The sequence below is a fragment of the Acinetobacter sp. LipI_19 genome (genome assembly GCF_058242925.1).
The window spans coordinates 1,982,736-2,000,366 of record NZ_JBZAYK010000001.1 but is presented as its reverse complement, the minus strand read 5'-3'; the positions used below and the strand labels follow the sequence as shown (position 1 = coordinate 2,000,366).

General features: G+C 39.1%; 15 protein-coding genes. 13 read left to right on the top strand and 2 right to left on the bottom strand.

Annotated elements, in window-relative coordinates; translation table 11 throughout:
• Nucleotides 1–58 precede the first annotated feature (58 nt).
• Genes AC4CVF_RS09745 through AC4CVF_RS09685 form a run of 13 tightly spaced genes read left to right on the top strand, consistent with a single transcriptional unit; the run spans nucleotide 59 to nucleotide 13,224 of the window.
• On the top strand, nucleotides 59–3,346 hold the full coding sequence (locus AC4CVF_RS09745) for a tape measure protein (protein ID WP_490789303.1): 3,288 nt from the start codon (nucleotides 59–61) through the stop codon (nucleotides 3,344–3,346).
• A gap of 2 nt (nucleotides 3,347–3,348) precedes the next feature.
• The gene (locus AC4CVF_RS09740) at nucleotides 3,349–3,762 is read left to right on the top strand and encodes a hypothetical protein (protein WP_490789302.1); all 414 of its coding nucleotides are present in this window, start codon (nucleotides 3,349–3,351) and stop codon (nucleotides 3,760–3,762) included.
• On the top strand, nucleotides 3,752–5,716 hold the full coding sequence (locus AC4CVF_RS09735; RefSeq protein WP_490789301.1) for a hypothetical protein: 1,965 nt from the start codon (nucleotides 3,752–3,754) through the stop codon (nucleotides 5,714–5,716). Before AC4CVF_RS09740 ends, AC4CVF_RS09735 begins: the two co-directional genes overlap by 11 nt.
• Nucleotides 5,717–5,727: 11 nt before the next feature.
• Complete coding sequence (locus tag AC4CVF_RS09730) at nucleotides 5,728–7,344, top strand: hypothetical protein (protein ID WP_490789300.1); 1,617 nt, start codon at nucleotides 5,728–5,730, stop codon at nucleotides 7,342–7,344.
• Between the two features lie 38 nt (nucleotides 7,345–7,382).
• Nucleotides 7,383–8,672, top strand: coding sequence for a hypothetical protein (locus AC4CVF_RS09725; RefSeq protein ID WP_490789299.1), 1,290 nt, complete (start codon nucleotides 7,383–7,385; stop codon nucleotides 8,670–8,672).
• Nucleotides 8,672–8,962, top strand: a complete 291-nt coding sequence (locus AC4CVF_RS09720) for a carboxypeptidase regulatory-like domain-containing protein (protein WP_490789298.1) — start codon at nucleotides 8,672–8,674, stop codon at nucleotides 8,960–8,962. The genes AC4CVF_RS09725 and AC4CVF_RS09720 overlap by 1 nt, the downstream gene beginning before the upstream one ends.
• A complete protein-coding gene (locus AC4CVF_RS09715; protein WP_490788969.1) occupies nucleotides 8,959–9,360 on the top strand; it encodes a hypothetical protein in 402 nt (133 codons plus the stop codon). The genes AC4CVF_RS09720 and AC4CVF_RS09715 overlap by 4 nt, the downstream gene beginning before the upstream one ends.
• A 16-nt stretch (nucleotides 9,361–9,376) precedes the next feature.
• Nucleotides 9,377–11,386, top strand: a complete 2,010-nt coding sequence (locus tag AC4CVF_RS09710; RefSeq protein WP_490789297.1) for a hypothetical protein — start codon at nucleotides 9,377–9,379, stop codon at nucleotides 11,384–11,386.
• Nucleotides 11,379–11,609, top strand: a complete 231-nt coding sequence (locus AC4CVF_RS09705) for a hypothetical protein (RefSeq protein WP_490789296.1) — start codon at nucleotides 11,379–11,381, stop codon at nucleotides 11,607–11,609. The genes AC4CVF_RS09710 and AC4CVF_RS09705 overlap by 8 nt, the downstream gene beginning before the upstream one ends.
• A 60-nt stretch (nucleotides 11,610–11,669) precedes the next feature.
• Complete coding sequence (locus AC4CVF_RS09700) at nucleotides 11,670–11,936, top strand: holin (protein WP_419278217.1); 267 nt, start codon at nucleotides 11,670–11,672, stop codon at nucleotides 11,934–11,936.
• The gene (locus AC4CVF_RS09695; protein WP_490789295.1) at nucleotides 11,920–12,426 is read left to right on the top strand and encodes a lysozyme; all 507 of its coding nucleotides are present in this window, start codon (nucleotides 11,920–11,922) and stop codon (nucleotides 12,424–12,426) included. Before AC4CVF_RS09700 ends, AC4CVF_RS09695 begins: the two co-directional genes overlap by 17 nt.
• Nucleotides 12,427–12,723, top strand: a complete 297-nt coding sequence (locus AC4CVF_RS09690) for a ubiquitination-like system serine protease family protein (RefSeq protein ID WP_490789294.1) — start codon at nucleotides 12,427–12,429, stop codon at nucleotides 12,721–12,723.
• Complete coding sequence (locus AC4CVF_RS09685; protein WP_490789293.1) at nucleotides 12,724–13,224, top strand: hypothetical protein; 501 nt, start codon at nucleotides 12,724–12,726, stop codon at nucleotides 13,222–13,224.
• 190 nt (nucleotides 13,225–13,414) lie between these two features.
• On the opposite strand, the gene AC4CVF_RS09680 is transcribed toward AC4CVF_RS09685, so the two are convergent.
• Together AC4CVF_RS09680 and alaS are read right to left on the bottom strand one after the other, a co-directional pair.
• The gene (locus tag AC4CVF_RS09680; RefSeq protein WP_004820929.1) at nucleotides 13,415–14,620 is read right to left on the bottom strand and encodes a tyrosine-type recombinase/integrase; all 1,206 of its coding nucleotides are present in this window, start codon (nucleotides 14,618–14,620) and stop codon (nucleotides 13,415–13,417) included.
• 283 nt (nucleotides 14,621–14,903) lie between these two features.
• Nucleotides 14,904–17,597, bottom strand: coding sequence for an alanine--tRNA ligase (alaS, locus tag AC4CVF_RS09675; protein ID WP_490789292.1), 2,694 nt, complete (start codon nucleotides 17,595–17,597; stop codon nucleotides 14,904–14,906).
• Nucleotides 17,598–17,631: the final 34 nt, after the last annotated feature.

Genomic DNA, 17,631 nt, shown 5'->3' with positions numbered 1-17,631 from the left:
TACCTAATCCACCTCCTTAAAGGAGGTTTTTTATTGCCTGTAAAAAGTTGAGGAATGTATGGCTTCAGGATCATTAGATTTTCGCTTAAACCTGTTAGCCAATACTGCAGGCTTACAGCAAGGCATGAATGGCGCTAAATTTGCTGTAAATGCCTTAGTTGCTGCAATGGCAGCTGTGGGTGTTGGTTTGAGTGTTCAGGGTTTGGCACAAGCAGCAGACTCTTACACAAACCTTTCAGCACGAATCAACATAGCTACAAAAGATGGTGGCGACTTCAATCAAGCAATGTCAGGTGTTCACCAAGTCGCGCTTGCTACTAACTCCAATCTAACCACAACTGCAGATCTATTTACTCGCCTAAATGCCGTGGGTAAAGATATGGGGATGACGCAACAACAAGCGCTAGACCTAACAAAAACAGTAACTCAAGCAATTCAAATTGGTGGTGGTTCAGCGGAAGCAGCTGATGGTGCGGTTACTCAATTTATTCAAGCCATGCAAGGTGGTGTACTTCGCGGTGAAGAATTTAACAGCATTATGGAGGGTGGTTACGGTTTAGCTGAGGCTTTAGCTAAAGGTTTAGGGGTAACTACAGGTGAGCTCCGTAAGATGGCTGAGGCGGGAGAGCTTTCATCAGAACGTGTGGTTAAAGCCTTGCAAGGTCAATCTGCATCAGTACAGGCGACTTACGATAAATTTCCTCTAACAATTGGTAATGCATTACAGCGTATTTCGACTAGTTGGGAGATCTTAATTGGTCAAATGGATCAGGCAAGCGGAACGTCTTCACAGGTTGCGCAATGGTTGGTAATGCTTGCTGACAATATTCAGAATCTCAAAATGTTTATTGATGACATTGGTGAGGGGTTTGTTTGGATTGGAGATAGGCTACAAAGCATTGATACATCCACAATTAATACGCTTAAATCAACTCTGAGTGAGGCGTATGATACAGTTAAATCGCTAATTTCAAATATTGCATCCCTTGGTGAAACAATTTGGAGTGCTTTCACTACTGCATTGGATGCTGTTTCTCCGCTTTTTGCTGCAATTCTAAGTGGTAAAGATAATGTTAGTGGGTTGGAAACTGCGCTAAATGTTTTAAGAATGGCATTTGCATTCCTATCAGATGCTGTTGCTGGTTTTAGTATAGGTTTAAAGCTAATTTTGTCTGGTATTCAGTTTTTATCAGGTGGGTTGTATGCTTTTAGCTCACAAGTACTGGATTTTTTAGGGTTTGATACACTTGCAGAGCAAGCATTAAAAGCTTCCGATCGAATGTTTGCTCAGGCTGAAAAAAATGTTTCAGAGGCAAAGCGTATTGCTGAGGATCATAAAGGCGGTCTTATTGCAACCTATAAAGAAATAGGTAAGACCCAGGAGCAAATAAACGCTGAAACAATAGCTAACAATCAAAAAACACTTGATGAGCTAAAGGCGCAAGAAGCTAAACACGTAACTGATTACAAAGCGATTAGCGACCAACGTATACAGCTTGAACAGCAATTATTTGAAGCACGGAAAACTGGTAATAAAACTGCGATTGAGGCAGCCTTGGCAGGGCTTGCGGAGCTTGATGTTAAAGAAAAAGAATATCAAGCAGAAAGTAAGAAGATAACTGATGAAAAGATTAAGGCAGCTCAAGAGGTTGCTAATGCTCAAATCAATTCAGCAACTGTAGGTGGGGCAGCTTTATCTGAGCAAACCAAGAAAATCATTGAGACTCAAGTTGCAGCGCAAGGGCTTGCTGTCGAATTTGACAAGACAGGTAAGGCTATTGTTACTGCAATAGCAACTAGTAGTGCACAGGTTGCTATTACTACGCAAAAGTTAATCGATGACACGCGTAAAGCAGCTTCAACACTGGGGCTTGATTTAGATGCATACAGTAACAAGTTATCTGCTAAATTTGGCGAAACTCAAACAATCGTAGCAAATCTATCCAAAGGGCTTGAGGTATCTGGTGTATCAGGACAGAAAGCTGGGGAGCTGATTTTTCAAGGATGGAAAAAATGGTTGGAGCAGGCTAAAAATACTGCTGACTTGGAAGCAGCTAGAAACAAATTAAAAGAATTTGGTGAAACAGGTCAATTGTCCACTGCGCAAGTCGCACAGGGTGTAGCTGAAATCACAGCTAGGGTTGTTGATCTTGATCCGCTTTTTGCCTCTGCTTCATTATCTGCAAAAAATCTAGGAATCGATCTAAGTGCGTCACTGAATCAAGTGTCACCTGATTTTTTAAAACTTCAAGGCGAACTTACCGCTACATCAGCAAATTTGACTTCATTGGGTGCAACAGGTGAGCAAGCAGCATTAGTAACTATGGCAGGTTGGCGTAAGCTACTTGAAACCGCAAACAGTCAAGCTGAAATTGAAGCCGCTAAGGTTAAGTTAAAAGAGTTTGGCGATATAGGTGTGTTGTCAACAAGACAAGTAGAACAAGGCTTGATTGATATTAAAAATCAAGCACAGCAATTACCAGCTACTATTGATCCTGTCACTGAGTCTTTTAAACGACTTGGCATTGAAACTAAAGAGAATCTTAAAGTTGCTGCACAACAAGCAATGATGGATTTTATTAACGTGAGAGATAGTGGCAAGGCTACAGCTGAAGGTGTACAAAAAGCTTATGAAAAAGCTGCTCAAGCTGCCGCATTGTCAGGTAACACAAGCGCTATAGCCATGGCTAATGCTGCGGGTGCAGGTCGAAACCTTGAAATCCAAATTGATAGCACAGGAAAGGCAACTGTAGAGGCAACCAATAAAATGGAGACCTCTATGCAACGAGTCAGTAATGCGACTTATGGTGCACAGCAAAGCTTTAGGGATCTGGGTAATGTCGCCCGTGAAGAAGCCCTTTCTTCATCGGAAGCTTGGGCTAAAGCACTCGATTCGCAAACTGGTGGTATGCATGCAACAACTCAGGGCGAAAAAACACGCTTAGCATTCGATCAAAACGGTGTGATAGCAGAGTTGAAAGCAATGGGTTATGACGATAAGAAGGCTGCTGAAATTGCGCGGACTATTCTTGAAGGATCTAAGTTGGGAGATGGATACAGAAATGCATCCACTTCATGGCTTGCTAAGAATGGTTTAGATGTTGTTGGGTCATTTGCTGGTGGTGGCGGTGGTACTTCAAATGCGAACTATGTGCGTGAGCAATTGGAGCGTTATAGCCAATACTCCAACAAAACAGCAGCAACATTAGATACTGGAAGTTCTAAAACTGTGAAGTATGAACTTAGTACTGGTAAAAATAAGGCAACTGTCTATGGCTCATCATCAACAGAATCAAATCTGAATTCTATTCTTACTGAGCTTGAAACAATTAATAAGAGCACTTAATCATGAAACTAGTACGAAAAAGTACATCTGAAGCCGTCACATTGTCTGACGGCTTTTTATGGTCTGATGAGTTTGATTGGAACCCTATTGAACAAAAACAAGACTATGCCGTTGATGGTGCTTTCATTATTCAAGAGGGCAAAAAAAAGTCTGGTCGGCCAATCACTTTGACTGCTGATAAAAACATGGCGTGGCTTAAACGTCATATTGTAAGCAAGTTAAAAGATTGGTCGGTCCTGCAAGAAAAATTCGAACTTCAATTTAATTACTTTCATGATAAACGCACTTTTAATGTTGTTTTCAATCATCAAGACAAAGCAATTGAAGCCAAACCAGTCCTTGAGCATCCAGCTGTTTCGGATGATGACGAATATAACGTGACATTGCGATTTTTGGAGTTAAGTGATGCCGATTGAAACTAAAGATTTGGTGATTTATGAGCCGGAACGGTTAACCGATAATGATGATGGTGGTGGAAAATACAACGGAAAAATCATTGTTGATGGTTTAAGTAATAATCTGTTTGATGACATTTCAGAATTAGACCGAACCATGGGAAATGTATCTTTAAGAAAGATTTTTCCAGCTGTTACAACTGCTGATACAGATAAGCTTATGGGTGCCACAGTCTTTGTATCTGAATTGCCGAAAGATCCCAATGTGTCAGCGCTTTTATTCAGTACAAGAAATTGGACTGATCAGCGTAAATCAGCACAGAACCGCATTGAAAACTATTTGGCTAAAGGTGGTCAAATGGCTGGCACCCCACAGGACACACATTATCAAGGTATGAAGATTCTTCAAGCAGTTATGTTTGCGCAAGAGGTTGAATCATCTGTGGGAGATACGATTGTACTTGTATCGAATGAAGGTAAAGTGCTGCAACACGAGCAATATGTGCGAATCACCAAGGTTGAAACTCGTATTTCCATCATGATTGTGGATGGTAAACAAGTTGAGTATAAGATTGCCTCTTACTCATTGAATGATCCGCTTGATCAAGATTATGTCGGATTGTCTGCAAAACAATGGTATTCGGGTGAGAAGAGTCAAACCATTATACGTGACACCCTTGTTGCTGATACGGGCCTGTACTATTCATCAAAAAAATTAAAAACTGATGCTCAACTAGGCGAATACACAGTCAATGTGGGCGATGTGTTTACTCAGCTTATTCCATCAGCACAAACTGAATCACCAATTGTTGATGTTAATGCTGCAGGTGAAAGTGTTGTTTTAGTACCAGGTAACTCAGCTGCAATTTCTGCTAATTTTGCTACAACAATTGGCACAAGCCAAAACCTTTACATTGGTTCCAGTGTAATGCCTTCAAGTATTTCATTCACCTTGTTTGGTCAGCAAGTGATAGATCAGGGCGGATTACTCAAGAATGTGCAAGGTACTCAGGTTGGGACGATTGATTATCAGCGCGGTCTAATTCAGTGGACAGCATCTGCAGGGACTGGAAGCACAACATTGGCGATTACATTTACACCAGCTGCAGCGCCTAGCCAATATTTTCAAAGTTATTCCATTCCAGTAACTCAAAATAATCAAAGTACAAACTGGACAGGGGTTTTAGTTCCAATTCCTGCACCGGGTAGTTTATCGATTTCATACATGGCTCAAGGAAAGTTCTATGAATTAAAAGATGATGGCTCTGGACAATTAAAAGGTTCAAGCACTTCATTTGGTTCTGGTCGAATTAATTATGAAACTGGATCTTGGACACTGACAGCTGGGGCTTTACCTGATGTTGGCTCACCAATACTACTACTTTGGGGAACACCAATTGTTACTTTCGTGCGCTCTGGATTGCCAGTTAATAAAGCTGCATTTGCTTTTAAATTAAACAAAGAAAGTATTGCGCCTGGTGTAACAATTGATTGGTTATTAGAAGGTGTTGCAAAAAAAGCAATCAGTAATGCTCAGGGAAAATTTACAGGAGATGCGACAGGCTCAATTAACTACACAACAGGTATTGGTGAAATCATTCCTCTGAAATTACCTCAAAAGAATACTGCTTTTGTTGTTACTTATAATTATGGAACCGCCCAAACGCAAACAGTTTCTAATGTTAATCCAGATTCAAGTCAAAAACTATCATTCACTATTGGTACAGGCTCAACACTCCAACCTAATAGCATTTCTCTAAAGATACCTGTCGAATCCACAGATAAGACAGTTTTAGATTTTATAACCCTTACCGATGTTCCTATCACTTCAACAGTAGGGAATTTAGTTGATAGTCAATCTAGGGTTCAAGGCTCAATTAACTATTCAACAGGGCTTGTGGAAGTTACACCAACATTAACCAGAAAAGAATTCGTGTTGGTTTATACGACAACTTCTGTTTATGGTTCCAATTAAAGCGAGGGAATATGTCATTTTACTCACCACAAACCTCAAGTATTGATGATAAAGATATTGAGCTCAAAGCTTACAGCTCTGTGGATGTTCAAGTTGTATATCGTGATACTTCGGGTTTGAATGCTACGACAGAAAATGTGATTGCCGAGAAAGTTAAGCTCGACCTTTCATCTGGATACGATGAGCAGATTTTAAATGGATCAGTCCGTTTCAAAATAGGGAATGATACTTTTCTTGATCGTACAGGCACCTTATATCGTAATGTAGATCCTGCGACAAACAGCGGTATTGCTTCTGGTGTAATTTATTATGGAAATGGTGTTGTTGAACTCGATACGTGGACACCGAACATCGATAACACAGTTGGGCTTCAATCATTAACGACGACAACCGACCTACCACCAGTTAATAAGCTCAGTTTCAGAACACCAATCATTCCAATTCGCCCACAATCTTTGACTATTGTAATTTCATCTTTAGATTTTGGTCAGATGACTCTAACATCGGATGAAAATGGGGTGATTGAAACAAGTCGCGCACACGGCAAGATTAATTATGAAACTGGTTTTGTAGAAATCTACTTTTATACTAAAACAGAAATCACTGTAGCGAATCGACCTGAGATTGAAGCTAAACCATGGTATGACCCACTACTTGAGTATGAAGAAGCATCTAAGAAATTCTTGAATGTTCCAGTTTGGGTGGATGCATCATCTGCTCGATATAACGCTGTAGCTTATACCTATATTCCTCTTGATGCTGAGATTTTAGGATTATCAGCCACTCGATTACCGCTTGATGGTCGAGTGCCAATTTTCAGAATTGGGGGGATTTGTGTTGTTAGTGCGAGTAAAGATTATGTAATGCCAGATCATGTGGCAGGAAAAATTTATCAGTTGCCAGACATTCGTATTTCTTGGTGTGAATTGATTGATTCAAAAGGGATTAAAGTTCCATTCGATCAATATGTAGTTGATTATGATTATGGCAAATTCACATTATCTGGTGACTTTGCTGTAAATGCACTTACTCCTCCTTTTACGGCTCAATATCGCTATCAAGATATGGGCTTATTACGTGATGTTCAAATCAATGGGCAACTTACATTTACTAAGCAACTTACACATAGCTATGATGCAGAAAATACCATTGTAGGCTCTGCTCTAGTTATTGATGAGATGCAGGCGCGTTACACTAAAAAGTTTGTACAACAGACTTGGAATAATATTTGGGCAGATGAAGCATCGGGTGGTGCAATTTCTGCAAATTACAATGATGCGATTTATCCGATTCAAATGACGAATAAAGGTGCAATCCAAGAACGCTGGGCGATCGTGTTTGTCAGTGGCACGACTTTCAAATGTGTGGGTGAATACTCCGGCGAGGTGGGTACAGGCAGTATAAATGCTGATTTTGCGCCAATCAATCCGATTGCTTTAGTCCCATATTTTGTGATTAAAAAAGAGTGTTGGGGTACAGGTTGGGCAAATAGTAATGTATTACGCTTTAACTCGATCTCAGCAATGTATCCAGTCTGGGCAATACGTACAGTCAAACAATCAGAACCTACTGTGCTTACAGATCAATTCCAAGTGATGTTGCGCGGTGACATTGACCGTGTAATTTAAACTTGGTTCAAATACGACCGCTTTAAGCGGTCATTTTTATGGATAATAAAATGGTTGCAAGTACTGAAATTAAGTTTTATGTGCATACAAATAGCAATGCACCACAACTCACAAATAACTTTGGTTGCATGATCGATGTGTTAGATGCATGTTTAATCAATGGTTTTGGGGCTCAATCTGTTTCAACACTTAGGGCATTAGGCAAAGTTGCCACTGTAACTTTTGGTGCAGCACATAATTTTATGCAGTACCAAGTGATTAAAATAACAGGCACAAATCAATCCGAATTTAATGGCGAACATCGTATTTTATCTGTGCCAAATGCCAATTCCTTTACTTTTGAACTCGAAAATACCGCAACAATTGCACAAGCAACCGGTACAATTATTTGCTCATTACCGCCATTAGGTTGGGAAAAACCTTTTAGCAGCACACATAGCAGTGGCACAGGTGGAAAAGCAGCATATCGTACTACGAATTTACTGTTAGCAAGTCGTCCATTTTTACGCATTGTTGATGAGTTGGATCCTGCTTACACAGCAACTTATGCAAAATATGCGAAAGTGGGGATCGTTGAAGATATGACAGAAATTGATACGATGGTTGGTGTGCAGGCGCCTTTTGATATTGAAAATCCTAATAAAAATTGGGTAGGAACGGGTTCTGGACCTTCTGCAATTAATGGTTGGGCGAAGTGGTACTATGCATGTCAGCAAAGTTTTTCTCATCCAAATATTTTTAATGAGACGGGTGGTGTTTTATCAGGCACTAGAAAGTGGTTATTGGTTGGGAATAGAGACTATTTTTATATTTTGCCAGCAACAACCCCAACAGATACCCACCCAGTTATTTATGGTTTCGGCTCTTTCAACTCGTTAATTAATAATGATAGTTCTAATAATTTTTTGAGTGCGAGCTTACTTAATCTTCCAGCTAATACAAGTCGCTATTTTGCACAATATACCCCTCTAAGCGGAACTCTAGACACCCAAGCTCTGGTATTGCAAAGAGGGTATTTGCAAAATTCCTTTTTTTCACAAGGTAATAACAGATCATTGCGTCCAGATAAGTCATCAGCAACAGGTACATTTACAGGTTCGATGGATTATATTGGAGGATTTGCTTTAACAAATATTGCCCCATTCGCACCAATATTTGTTGTTGAATCTGTAATGCGAGGTGAAATGCATGGAATTTATTGGTTATTTCAAAAGAAACCATATTTAGACCTGCAGTTAATTGAAAGAAATGGTGAGCTTTATATTGCTACTAATTGCGCTCCAAATAATACAGAAGGTCAAATTATTATCAAAATAGGGGGCTTGTAATGCTATTAAATTTAAAAATCACACCAGCAATAACCAATACTAATTTAAGTATTTTGACAAATAATAAGGGCTTATCAATAATTGGTACTGTAACAGAAAGAAAAATTTTAATTCCTTGTAGGGTGCGTCTTTTTGAAAAGCTATCAGGACGTTTAATATCTGAAACATTAACAGACGCAAAAGGTAATTATTATTTTGATCATTTAACTCCTGTAAACTTCTTTCTGGTTGCTCACCATCCAGCTTCTTTGTTTAATGCTGTTATTCAAGATAATGTGGTGCCTAAATGAGTACAGTTATTCCATCAATTGATGCAGGCCTTGCGCAACTGCAAGCATTAACAAACTATATAGATCAAGGTAGCGAAAATGCTACCTTTGTTTTTTATAGCAGCGCTAAGCCAGCAAATACGACTATAGATGTCGATGAATCAAAGCGCTTAGTGACAATGACCTTGCCCAATCCCTGCTTTAAGAAATTAAATCCAGACAGTATCGAGTTACACCAAACTGATACAGCAATTGTGCTGAGAAGCGGTACAGCTATCTTTGCTCGATTATTTTCAGCTGCAGGCAAAGTTGTAGCTGATTTTGAAGTGGGCACTCATATCACTTTAAACAATCCAACTCTAGTTGCTGGCTCAACATTAATGCTCAATTCCATTGTTTTAAAACCAACGCTTCAATAAAAAAAGGGGTGTAGATGTGCCAAACTATACGCCACCTGATCCACTGCAAACCAACCTAAATTTTAAAGATGAACTTCAGAGCATTGATGCTCATAATCTTATATTAAATTTCGGTTTAGACGAGGTTCAAGAAGTCTCATTAATTGCTGAAATTTGCACAGCATTTAATTCAGAAATATTTGCTGAGAGCTTCACATTAAACCTACTAGATTCTGAATTACAGACAGGGTTTAATGCTGAAATTGAAGTGCTTCAAGGTCAGACTAGCCAGATTGTATGTGAAGTTTCATCAAGTTTTATTGCAGTAATTGAAGCTACTAGAATTGATCAGTTCTGTACAATTGAAGCAAGCTTTAATACAAGCCTCATCCCAAATTTAAATGCACAGTTTGATATTAATTTTAATCTAGGTGTCTTTGTTCAACTTAATGCAAATTATCAACTCACTAAGCATATCTTAAGAAATAATGGCCTAAAGTTTTCAAAACCCATTATAAAGGCCCTCAATAGCGCCTTTTTTTATGATCATGGTTTAAGTATTTCTCATTATTCAAAGGTAAAGCACGATCAAGCATTAAATCTCAGCCATTCGATTAAATTGATCTTTGAAGAATCTACAGGATTGAAATCAGATTCATGTATTGCATGGCAAGACAATCAACGTATCAAAATAACAAAATCTTTGGTTTTTGATGAGTCCAATAAATTACATATTCAACGGTCTATAGATTGGGTTGAGTTGGTTCGTAAACGTAAGCAGTTTACTTATAGTTCTGATGTGGCTCTGCACTTTGAAAGGCAATATCAAATCGATTGGGATAAGGGCTTGGAGCTAGTTACGACTTGTAACTTTGCTTGGGAAAAAACTAAACCGATTCACTATAGAAAGCATTCAATTGAACCTTGGCCAGAACCTGAAATACCTGAATATACTGGAATTTCTGCTCTTAATTTTGAATGTTTATGCGCTGAAGTAGATTCTCACAACATAATTTTAAACTTTGGAAGTGATGACTGTATTTCCTCAATCCCTAATCAAAATTGGTGGCATATCGTGAACGACGTATCAATTATTAATATACGAACAAATGAAGAGATTAAGGTACTTAGTGGTTCTTACAGTACAGATCGTAGCCGATGGTGTTGGTCATACAGCTTGACAGTTACAGAGCCTGAAATGTTGAAGCTCGAAAAGGGAGATATTTTAAAAATCAATGTGAATGGAAATGTTCACATGATGATGTATGAAGAGTATTCAAAATCTCAAAAATTTGCTGATACCACATACAACTTAACTGGGCGCAGTCAAACAGCATATCTTGAAAGTAAATATTCACCTGTACGCTCTTATTTGCAAGAAAATGAGCGAACCTCAGTTCAACTTGTTCAAGCTGAATTAGATCGAGTTAGTAGTGAAACAGCATTGGATTGGCAGCTTATTGATGAGCTTGGCTGGATTGTTGAAACTGAAAGCTTGAGCTATACGAATCTTGCGCCAATCGATGCGATTAAGCTTATTGCTGAAGCTGGGGGTGGCTTTGTATATAGTGAAAAGGGAAGTAATACACTTTCAATCAGACCGCTTTATAAAAAGACTTTTTGGGACACTCTAAATTTAGATGACTATGATCGAAATTTACCTGAAAGCATTGTTATTCAACATGGTGATAGTTTTGATGAGTTGCTTGATTTTAATGCAATCACATTAACAAACCCTAGAAACGGCAATGTTGGACAGATCCGTAGACGCAACACTGCAGGTGATATTTTATTAGATCCTGTAAGTAATCCATTATTCAATGCTGTAAGCATGGGGGGATTTGGTAAAGCTAAACTAGCCAAGTCAGGAAATGTTGAATCTCATGATTTTGATTTTCCAATAACCTATGAAATCGGGGAGTGTGTACCGGGTGAAATCTTGGCGTTCAATGGTGAGTGGTGGGGCATAGTTGATGCTGTAAGTGTTTCTTTTAATTATGCTGTTGTGAGCCAATCAATTAAGGTGGAGCGTACAATCAATGAGTAATGCATTAAAACGATTAATGGATTTGATGCCTAAAACACCAGAATTTGTTGGTGTAATCACTTCATCAAATCACCCAAATTACAAAGTTTTAGTATCTGATAATTCTGGGCTTGTGATGTGCACCAGTTCAGTTGAATACAAAACTGGTGATCGAGTATTTATCTCGAATAATGAAATCAAAAGATCTGCACCAGAGGGAACTGTGGTTCAGATGGAAGTATGAAATTAACCAAATATGAGCACCCGACCGGGTGCTTTTTTATTGCCAAAAATAGGGGGTTACATGTCTGAAACGCAGGCAACAATTGACGCGTCAGTAGCTATCGCTGCAAGTAAAACCGCGGCATATGGCGGTAGTACTGCTGGTGCTATTACTGCATGGCTTGGGAGTATTGATCTTGCGTTTTGGATCAGTATTTTGATTGCAATCGCTGGCTTAATTATGAACTGGTATTTCGCACGCAAAAAAGACAAGCGTGATGAATTAGAGCACAAGGCCTATATCGCATCACTTCAAATCAAGGGGAAGATTGATGTCAAACAAGACTAAAATCATAGCAACAACATTAAGCGCATCGGCGCTTTTTTTTGCATCTTTAATTGGCTACGAGGGATACAAATCAAAGCCATATTTAGACAGCGCAAAAGTTGCAACAATCGGTATCGGATCGACATCTTACGAAAACGGCACCAAGGTCAAAATGACAGATAAGCCGATTTCTAAAGAACGTGCGGTTCAAATTGCAAAGGCTCATATCGCCAAGGATGAAGTTGCGTTTCGCAAATCTTTATCAGGCGTAAAGCTTACTCAGACTGAATATGACGTATATCTCGACTTTGTTTACAACTATGGCCAAGCCAATTGGAATGGCTCCTCAATGCTTCGTAATTTGAAAGCCGGGCAGTACAAGCAGGCTTGTGCATCACTACTGAAATACAAATACGTTGCAAAGCGTGATTGTTCTATTAGATCTAACGGATGTTATGGCGTTTGGACACGGCAACAGGATCGGTATAACAAATGCATGGGGGTGCAGTAGATGGCTGAATTTATAAAAGTAAGCAATGTCATGCTTGAGTCGAATGGGATCTATTTTATTGAATGCCCAGGCTGTAAATATCTTCACCCTTTGCATGTAGGCCCTCAACATACAATACGTTGGGAGTTTGATGGAAATTTAGAGAAGCCAACTTTTAGCCCAAGTTTGATGGTCAACGGTGGTCATTCAACTCAATGTCATTCATTTATTAGAAATGGTCAGATTCAATTTCTCGCTGATTGTCATCATCAATTAGCTAGTCAAACTGTTGATCTTCCAGAAGTTGAGGAACTATAAATGCAGGCATTCTTAGCGAAATTCTATGAAACCGTCATTATCACTTTGGCGGTTTTTTTATTGTTGACCATAACGGCTTTAGGTATTCAATCTTGGCGCGTAAATCATTTTGAAAGTGAATTTACATTGCTAGATGCAAAATACAAAACAGAAGTTGCTGAAGCCAGAGCATTGGCAGAACAAGCCAAAGCCTCAGCAGCACTCAAAGAGAAACAATGGTCTGAACAACAGTTAAAAGCGGAGCAAAATTACAATGCCAAAATTAAGCAAATTGAGTCTGATGCTGATCTTGCTCAGTCCAATGCTGACAGCTTGTCAAAGCAGCTCAAAATTGCAAGCAGTCGCTTGTCCAGTGCTTCCAAAGAAACCATCATTGAGTACACCAATACCAACAGTGACATACTCGAAAAGTGCATCACAGAATATCAAGAAGTGGCAAAAGCCGCTGATGGACACGCGGCTGATGCAGAAAAATTAAGGGATGCTTGGCCTGAAAATTAATCGCTATACTATTTGCATAATATTACTTTGGCCAAACTTGGAACCAAGTTTGGCCAGAGTTATTAAATATTATAATCTATTGTTTTTATGAGTATTAATTTTTTGATGGGGTGGCATAATGTTACATGAATTAGATGTAATGACAATTTCACCAAAATAATAATAAAAATTGCGTATCATGTATATAAAATCAGTTTTTTTCTAATTCCTTAAGCTTATTTATCCATTTTGAGTAAGCTTCTGTCTGTTGAGGTATGTATTCATAATAATCATATGTGCCTTGTTCACCTGGCATTACATGACCGATCATCAGTTCAGCAACATCACGTGAAGTATAGGCACTAAAGTTTGTTCGTGCCGTTCGACGTAGATCATGCAATGTCCAATGTTTCATGTAATAATCATGATGTCTGCGCAATCTTTCCATAATATTGGCTGGCAAGGCAATTGAGGCTCCATTTCCCATTGGTGTGTCAGCATTATCATTGGTTATAAAAAACTCACTATTATTATGTTCCATTGCATCTATTATTAGCTCCTCCATTTCAGGAAGGATGGGGCGCACTATTTCACGTCCAGTCTTTTTACCTACTTTGTTATTTATAACTGGAACAATCCAAACTTTACGTTTTAAGTCAAAATCACTTTTTTTGGCTTTTCTTAACTCACCATTACGACAACCGAACATCAAACAAAGCTTAAGAAATATCTTATTTTTTGGCAGAATTTTTGATTGATCTATGGCCATTAAAACCATAGTAATTTCTTCATCGCTTAAAATCCGATTAACTCTATTTTTTTCTATTCCTAAATCTTCTTTCGCATAAATATCAGATAGGGCATTAACTTCAAGTAATTCACGCTTCTTAGCCCACTTTAATACTTGCTTGGCATTAGTGAGCACTCTTTCTGCAATTGAGGGTTTTTCTTCAGCAAGTTCTTCTAATATCGCAAGCCATTGCTGTAATGTAATTCGGTCAATAGGCAAATCACCGATTTCAGGAAACACATGTAATTCAAAAGAAGTCTTTATATCTGCTGCAGATGTTTTTTTCTTAACACAGTAACCTTGATACCAATCCTCAAATACTTCTTTAAGTGTGGTTGCATCAATATATTTTTGTTGTTGAACACGAACTTCAATTTTCGGATTTTGGCCCTTATCAAGCAATGAGCGCATTTCTTGTGCTTTATTTCTGGCATCTTTTAAAGAAATGTGAGGGTAGGACCCTAAATCCATTCTTTCAGCTTTACCAGCGAATCTATAGCGCAATTGAAATACTATCTTGCCTTTTGCAGAAACTCTGACACTCATAGAATCTCTATCTGCTACTTCTTCGACTTTGTCTCGCGCCTTACCATTATTGGCTTTAAGCCATGCCTCAGTTAAAGCCATAGTCCACCTGTGTACATAATTTTAAAAGACTAATAAAATTCATGATTATGTACACGCATGTGTACATAATTATAGAGACTTATTGTGTCCTAATATGTCCTAGTGTGACTATATGAAATTTGAGGGATATCTTGAAGAATAAGGGCTTTATTATGATTTTTGTCTTAGTGTGTCTTGGTGTGGCTGAATGGCACTAATCCTTTTGAACGATTAATGCCATAGTTGTTCCATATAAGCCATGACCCTAATCGGCATTAGGGTCAGTTACACAAAAGGTGAAGTATTATTTTTGAGCAAGCCAAGCAGTTAAATCTGCCATTACTTGTTCAAACTTCTCGTTTAGTGGCGCGCCACCTTGTGCTAAGTCAGGTTTACCACCACCTTTACCACCCAACTCAGTAGCTAAGTGTTTGATGATGTCACCCGCTTTTAGATTTGCAGTAAAATCTTTAGCTACAGAAGCGATAAGGCTAACTTTTTCACCCTCTACAGCTGCAAGCACAATCACTGCATTATCTAATTTTGATTTGACACTGTCATGAAGATGGCGAACAGACTTCGCATCTTGTCCCTGAACTGTGGCAATAAGTGTTTGGCGACCTGAAATTTCTGTCACTTGATTGATTAAATCAGAGGCTTGGAAGTTCGCCAATTTTTGATTCAATTGCTCGATATGTTTTTGCAATTGATGTGCTGTTTCTAGAGTTGATTGAACTTTTTCAACTGTTTGATCTTTCTGTGCTTTTAATAAGTCATTGATATGCAAAATGTCTGCATCAAATTTTTGAACAATTTCAAGCGCTTTGGTACCTGTGACAGCTTCAATACGACGAACACCTGCTGCAACACCACTTTCAGAGGTGATTTTAAACAGACCAATATCGCCAGTGCGTTTAACATGGATACCACCACAAAGTTCGATAGAGAAATTTTTCTCATCTTTGATTGAGCCCATAGAAAGTACACGAACTTCATCACCATATTTTTCACCGAACAACATCATTGCGCCTTTTTCTTTAGCGGCATCGATGTCTAAAAGTTCAGTAGAAACGGCGGTGTTTGCAATCACTTCACGGTTTACAATACGTTCAACCTGTTGAATTTGTTCAAATGTCACAGGTTGGTCATTGGCAAAATCAAAACGTAAAATGTCAGAAGCGACCAACGAACCTTTTTGTTGTACGTGCTCGCCCAATACTTGACGTAAAGCGGCATGTAAAAGGTGAGTTGCAGAGTGGTTGCGTGCAGTAGCTTCACGAAGATCGGCTTTTACAATTGCTTCAACATTTTGAGTCGCTTTTAAGCTTCCCATTGTCACGATGCCTTGGTGGACAAACGCGCCGCCAGATTTTTTAGTATCTTGAACTTCAAAAATACCCGTATCGTTTTTGAACACACCTGTATCACCAATTTGACCACCGCTTTCTGCATAGAATGGTGTTTGGTTCAATACGATCAGTGCTTCGTCGCCTTCAGCAATTTCATCAACTTGTACGCCATCTTTGTAGATCGCAATAATTTGACCTTGACCTTGAGTTGCTTCATAGCCATCAAATTGAGTATCGCTATCTACTTTCACAATACTGTTATAGTCAATAGCAAACTTGCCTGCATCACGTGCACGTTGGCGTTGTGCTGCCATTTCAACTTCAAAACCTGCTTCGTCAATTTCCAGTTCGCGTTCACGTGCGATATCTGCAGTTAAATCAGCAGGGAAGCCATAAGTGTCGTAAAGTTTAAAGACTGTTTCGCCTGGAATGGTTTTACCCTTAAGATTGGCTAATTCACCTTCAAGCAGTTTTAATCCTTGTTCAAGCGTTTTCGCAAACAATTCTTCTTCACGAACCAAAGCAGCTTCAATCACATTACGACGCTGTTCAAGCTCAGGATAAGCAGTGCCCATGGCATCGATTAATGGTTGTAACATTTTGTAGAAGAATGTACCCGTTGCGCCCATTTTATTACCGTGACGTACTGCACGACGGATAATACGACGCAATACATAACCACGACCTTCATTTGAAGGATTAACGCCATCTGCGATCAGGAAGCAACATGAACGGGCATGGTCTGCAACTACTTTAAGTGAAGCAGGGTATTCAATTGGTTTATTGTTTGCTTGTGCAGTTGCAACCGCTTCAGATGTATCAACACCAATAATTTCAGCAGCAGATTTTAATAAATTTTGGAACAGGTCAATTTCATAGTTTGAATTGACATGCTGTAAAACAGCAGAAATACGTTCCAAGCCCATGCCTGTATCTACAGATGGTGCAGGAAGATTATGCAGTACGCCATCAGCAGTACGGTTAAACTGCATGAAAACGTTGTTCCAGATTTCAATGAAACGGTCACCATCTTCTTCAGGTGTACCCGGTAAGCCACCCCAAATATGATCGCCATGGTCAAAGAAAATTTCAGAACAAGGACCACACGGACCAGTATCACCCATTGCCCAAAAGTTATCAGAAGCGTATTTTTCGCCTTTATTGTCACCAATACGGATAATACGATCTGCAGCTAAGCCAATTTCCTTGTTCCAAATGTCAAAAGCTTCATCATCTGTATGATAAACAGTGGCATATAATTTATCTTTAGGTAGTGCCAACCATTCTTCACCCGTAAGGAAATCCCAAGCGAAACGAATCGCGTCACGCTTAAAGTAATCACCAAAAGAGAAGTTACCTAACATTTCAAAGAATGTATGGTGACGTGCTGTATAACCGACATTATCTAAGTCGTTGTGCTTACCGCCTGCACGGACACATTTTTGCGACGTCGTTGCGCGAACATAGTCACGTTTTTCTAATCCAAGGAAACAGTCCTTAAACTGGTTCATCCCTGCGTTGGTAAAAAGCAGAGTAGGGTCATTGGCAGGTACAAGTGAACTTGACGCGACACGTGTATGTCCTTGCGATTCAAAGTAGCGCAAAAATGCTTCACGTATTTCAGCAGTTGTCATAAAACGAGTACTCACAACCAAGTCACTCCTTAATTTTCGTATTGGCTAA

Coding starts and splice junctions, on each gene's coding strand:
- AC4CVF_RS09745 (WP_490789303.1), top strand. CDS start 59: ATGGCTTCAGGATCATTAGATTTTCGCTTAAACCTGTTAGCCAATACT.
- AC4CVF_RS09740 (WP_490789302.1), top strand. CDS start 3,349: ATGAAACTAGTACGAAAAAGTACATCTGAAGCCGTCACATTGTCTGAC.
- AC4CVF_RS09735 (WP_490789301.1), top strand. CDS start 3,752: ATGCCGATTGAAACTAAAGATTTGGTGATTTATGAGCCGGAACGGTTA.
- AC4CVF_RS09730 (WP_490789300.1), top strand. CDS start 5,728: ATGTCATTTTACTCACCACAAACCTCAAGTATTGATGATAAAGATATT.
- AC4CVF_RS09725 (WP_490789299.1), top strand. CDS start 7,383: ATGGATAATAAAATGGTTGCAAGTACTGAAATTAAGTTTTATGTGCAT.
- AC4CVF_RS09720 (WP_490789298.1), top strand. CDS start 8,672: ATGCTATTAAATTTAAAAATCACACCAGCAATAACCAATACTAATTTA.
- AC4CVF_RS09715 (WP_490788969.1), top strand. CDS start 8,959: ATGAGTACAGTTATTCCATCAATTGATGCAGGCCTTGCGCAACTGCAA.
- AC4CVF_RS09705 (WP_490789296.1), top strand. CDS start 11,379: ATGAGTAATGCATTAAAACGATTAATGGATTTGATGCCTAAAACACCA.
- AC4CVF_RS09700 (WP_419278217.1), top strand. CDS start 11,670: ATGTCTGAAACGCAGGCAACAATTGACGCGTCAGTAGCTATCGCTGCA.
- AC4CVF_RS09695 (WP_490789295.1), top strand. CDS start 11,920: ATGTCAAACAAGACTAAAATCATAGCAACAACATTAAGCGCATCGGCG.
- AC4CVF_RS09690 (WP_490789294.1), top strand. CDS start 12,427: ATGGCTGAATTTATAAAAGTAAGCAATGTCATGCTTGAGTCGAATGGG.
- AC4CVF_RS09685 (WP_490789293.1), top strand. CDS start 12,724: ATGCAGGCATTCTTAGCGAAATTCTATGAAACCGTCATTATCACTTTG.
- AC4CVF_RS09680 (WP_004820929.1), bottom strand. CDS start 14,620: ATGGCTTTAACTGAGGCATGGCTTAAAGCCAATAATGGTAAGGCGCGA.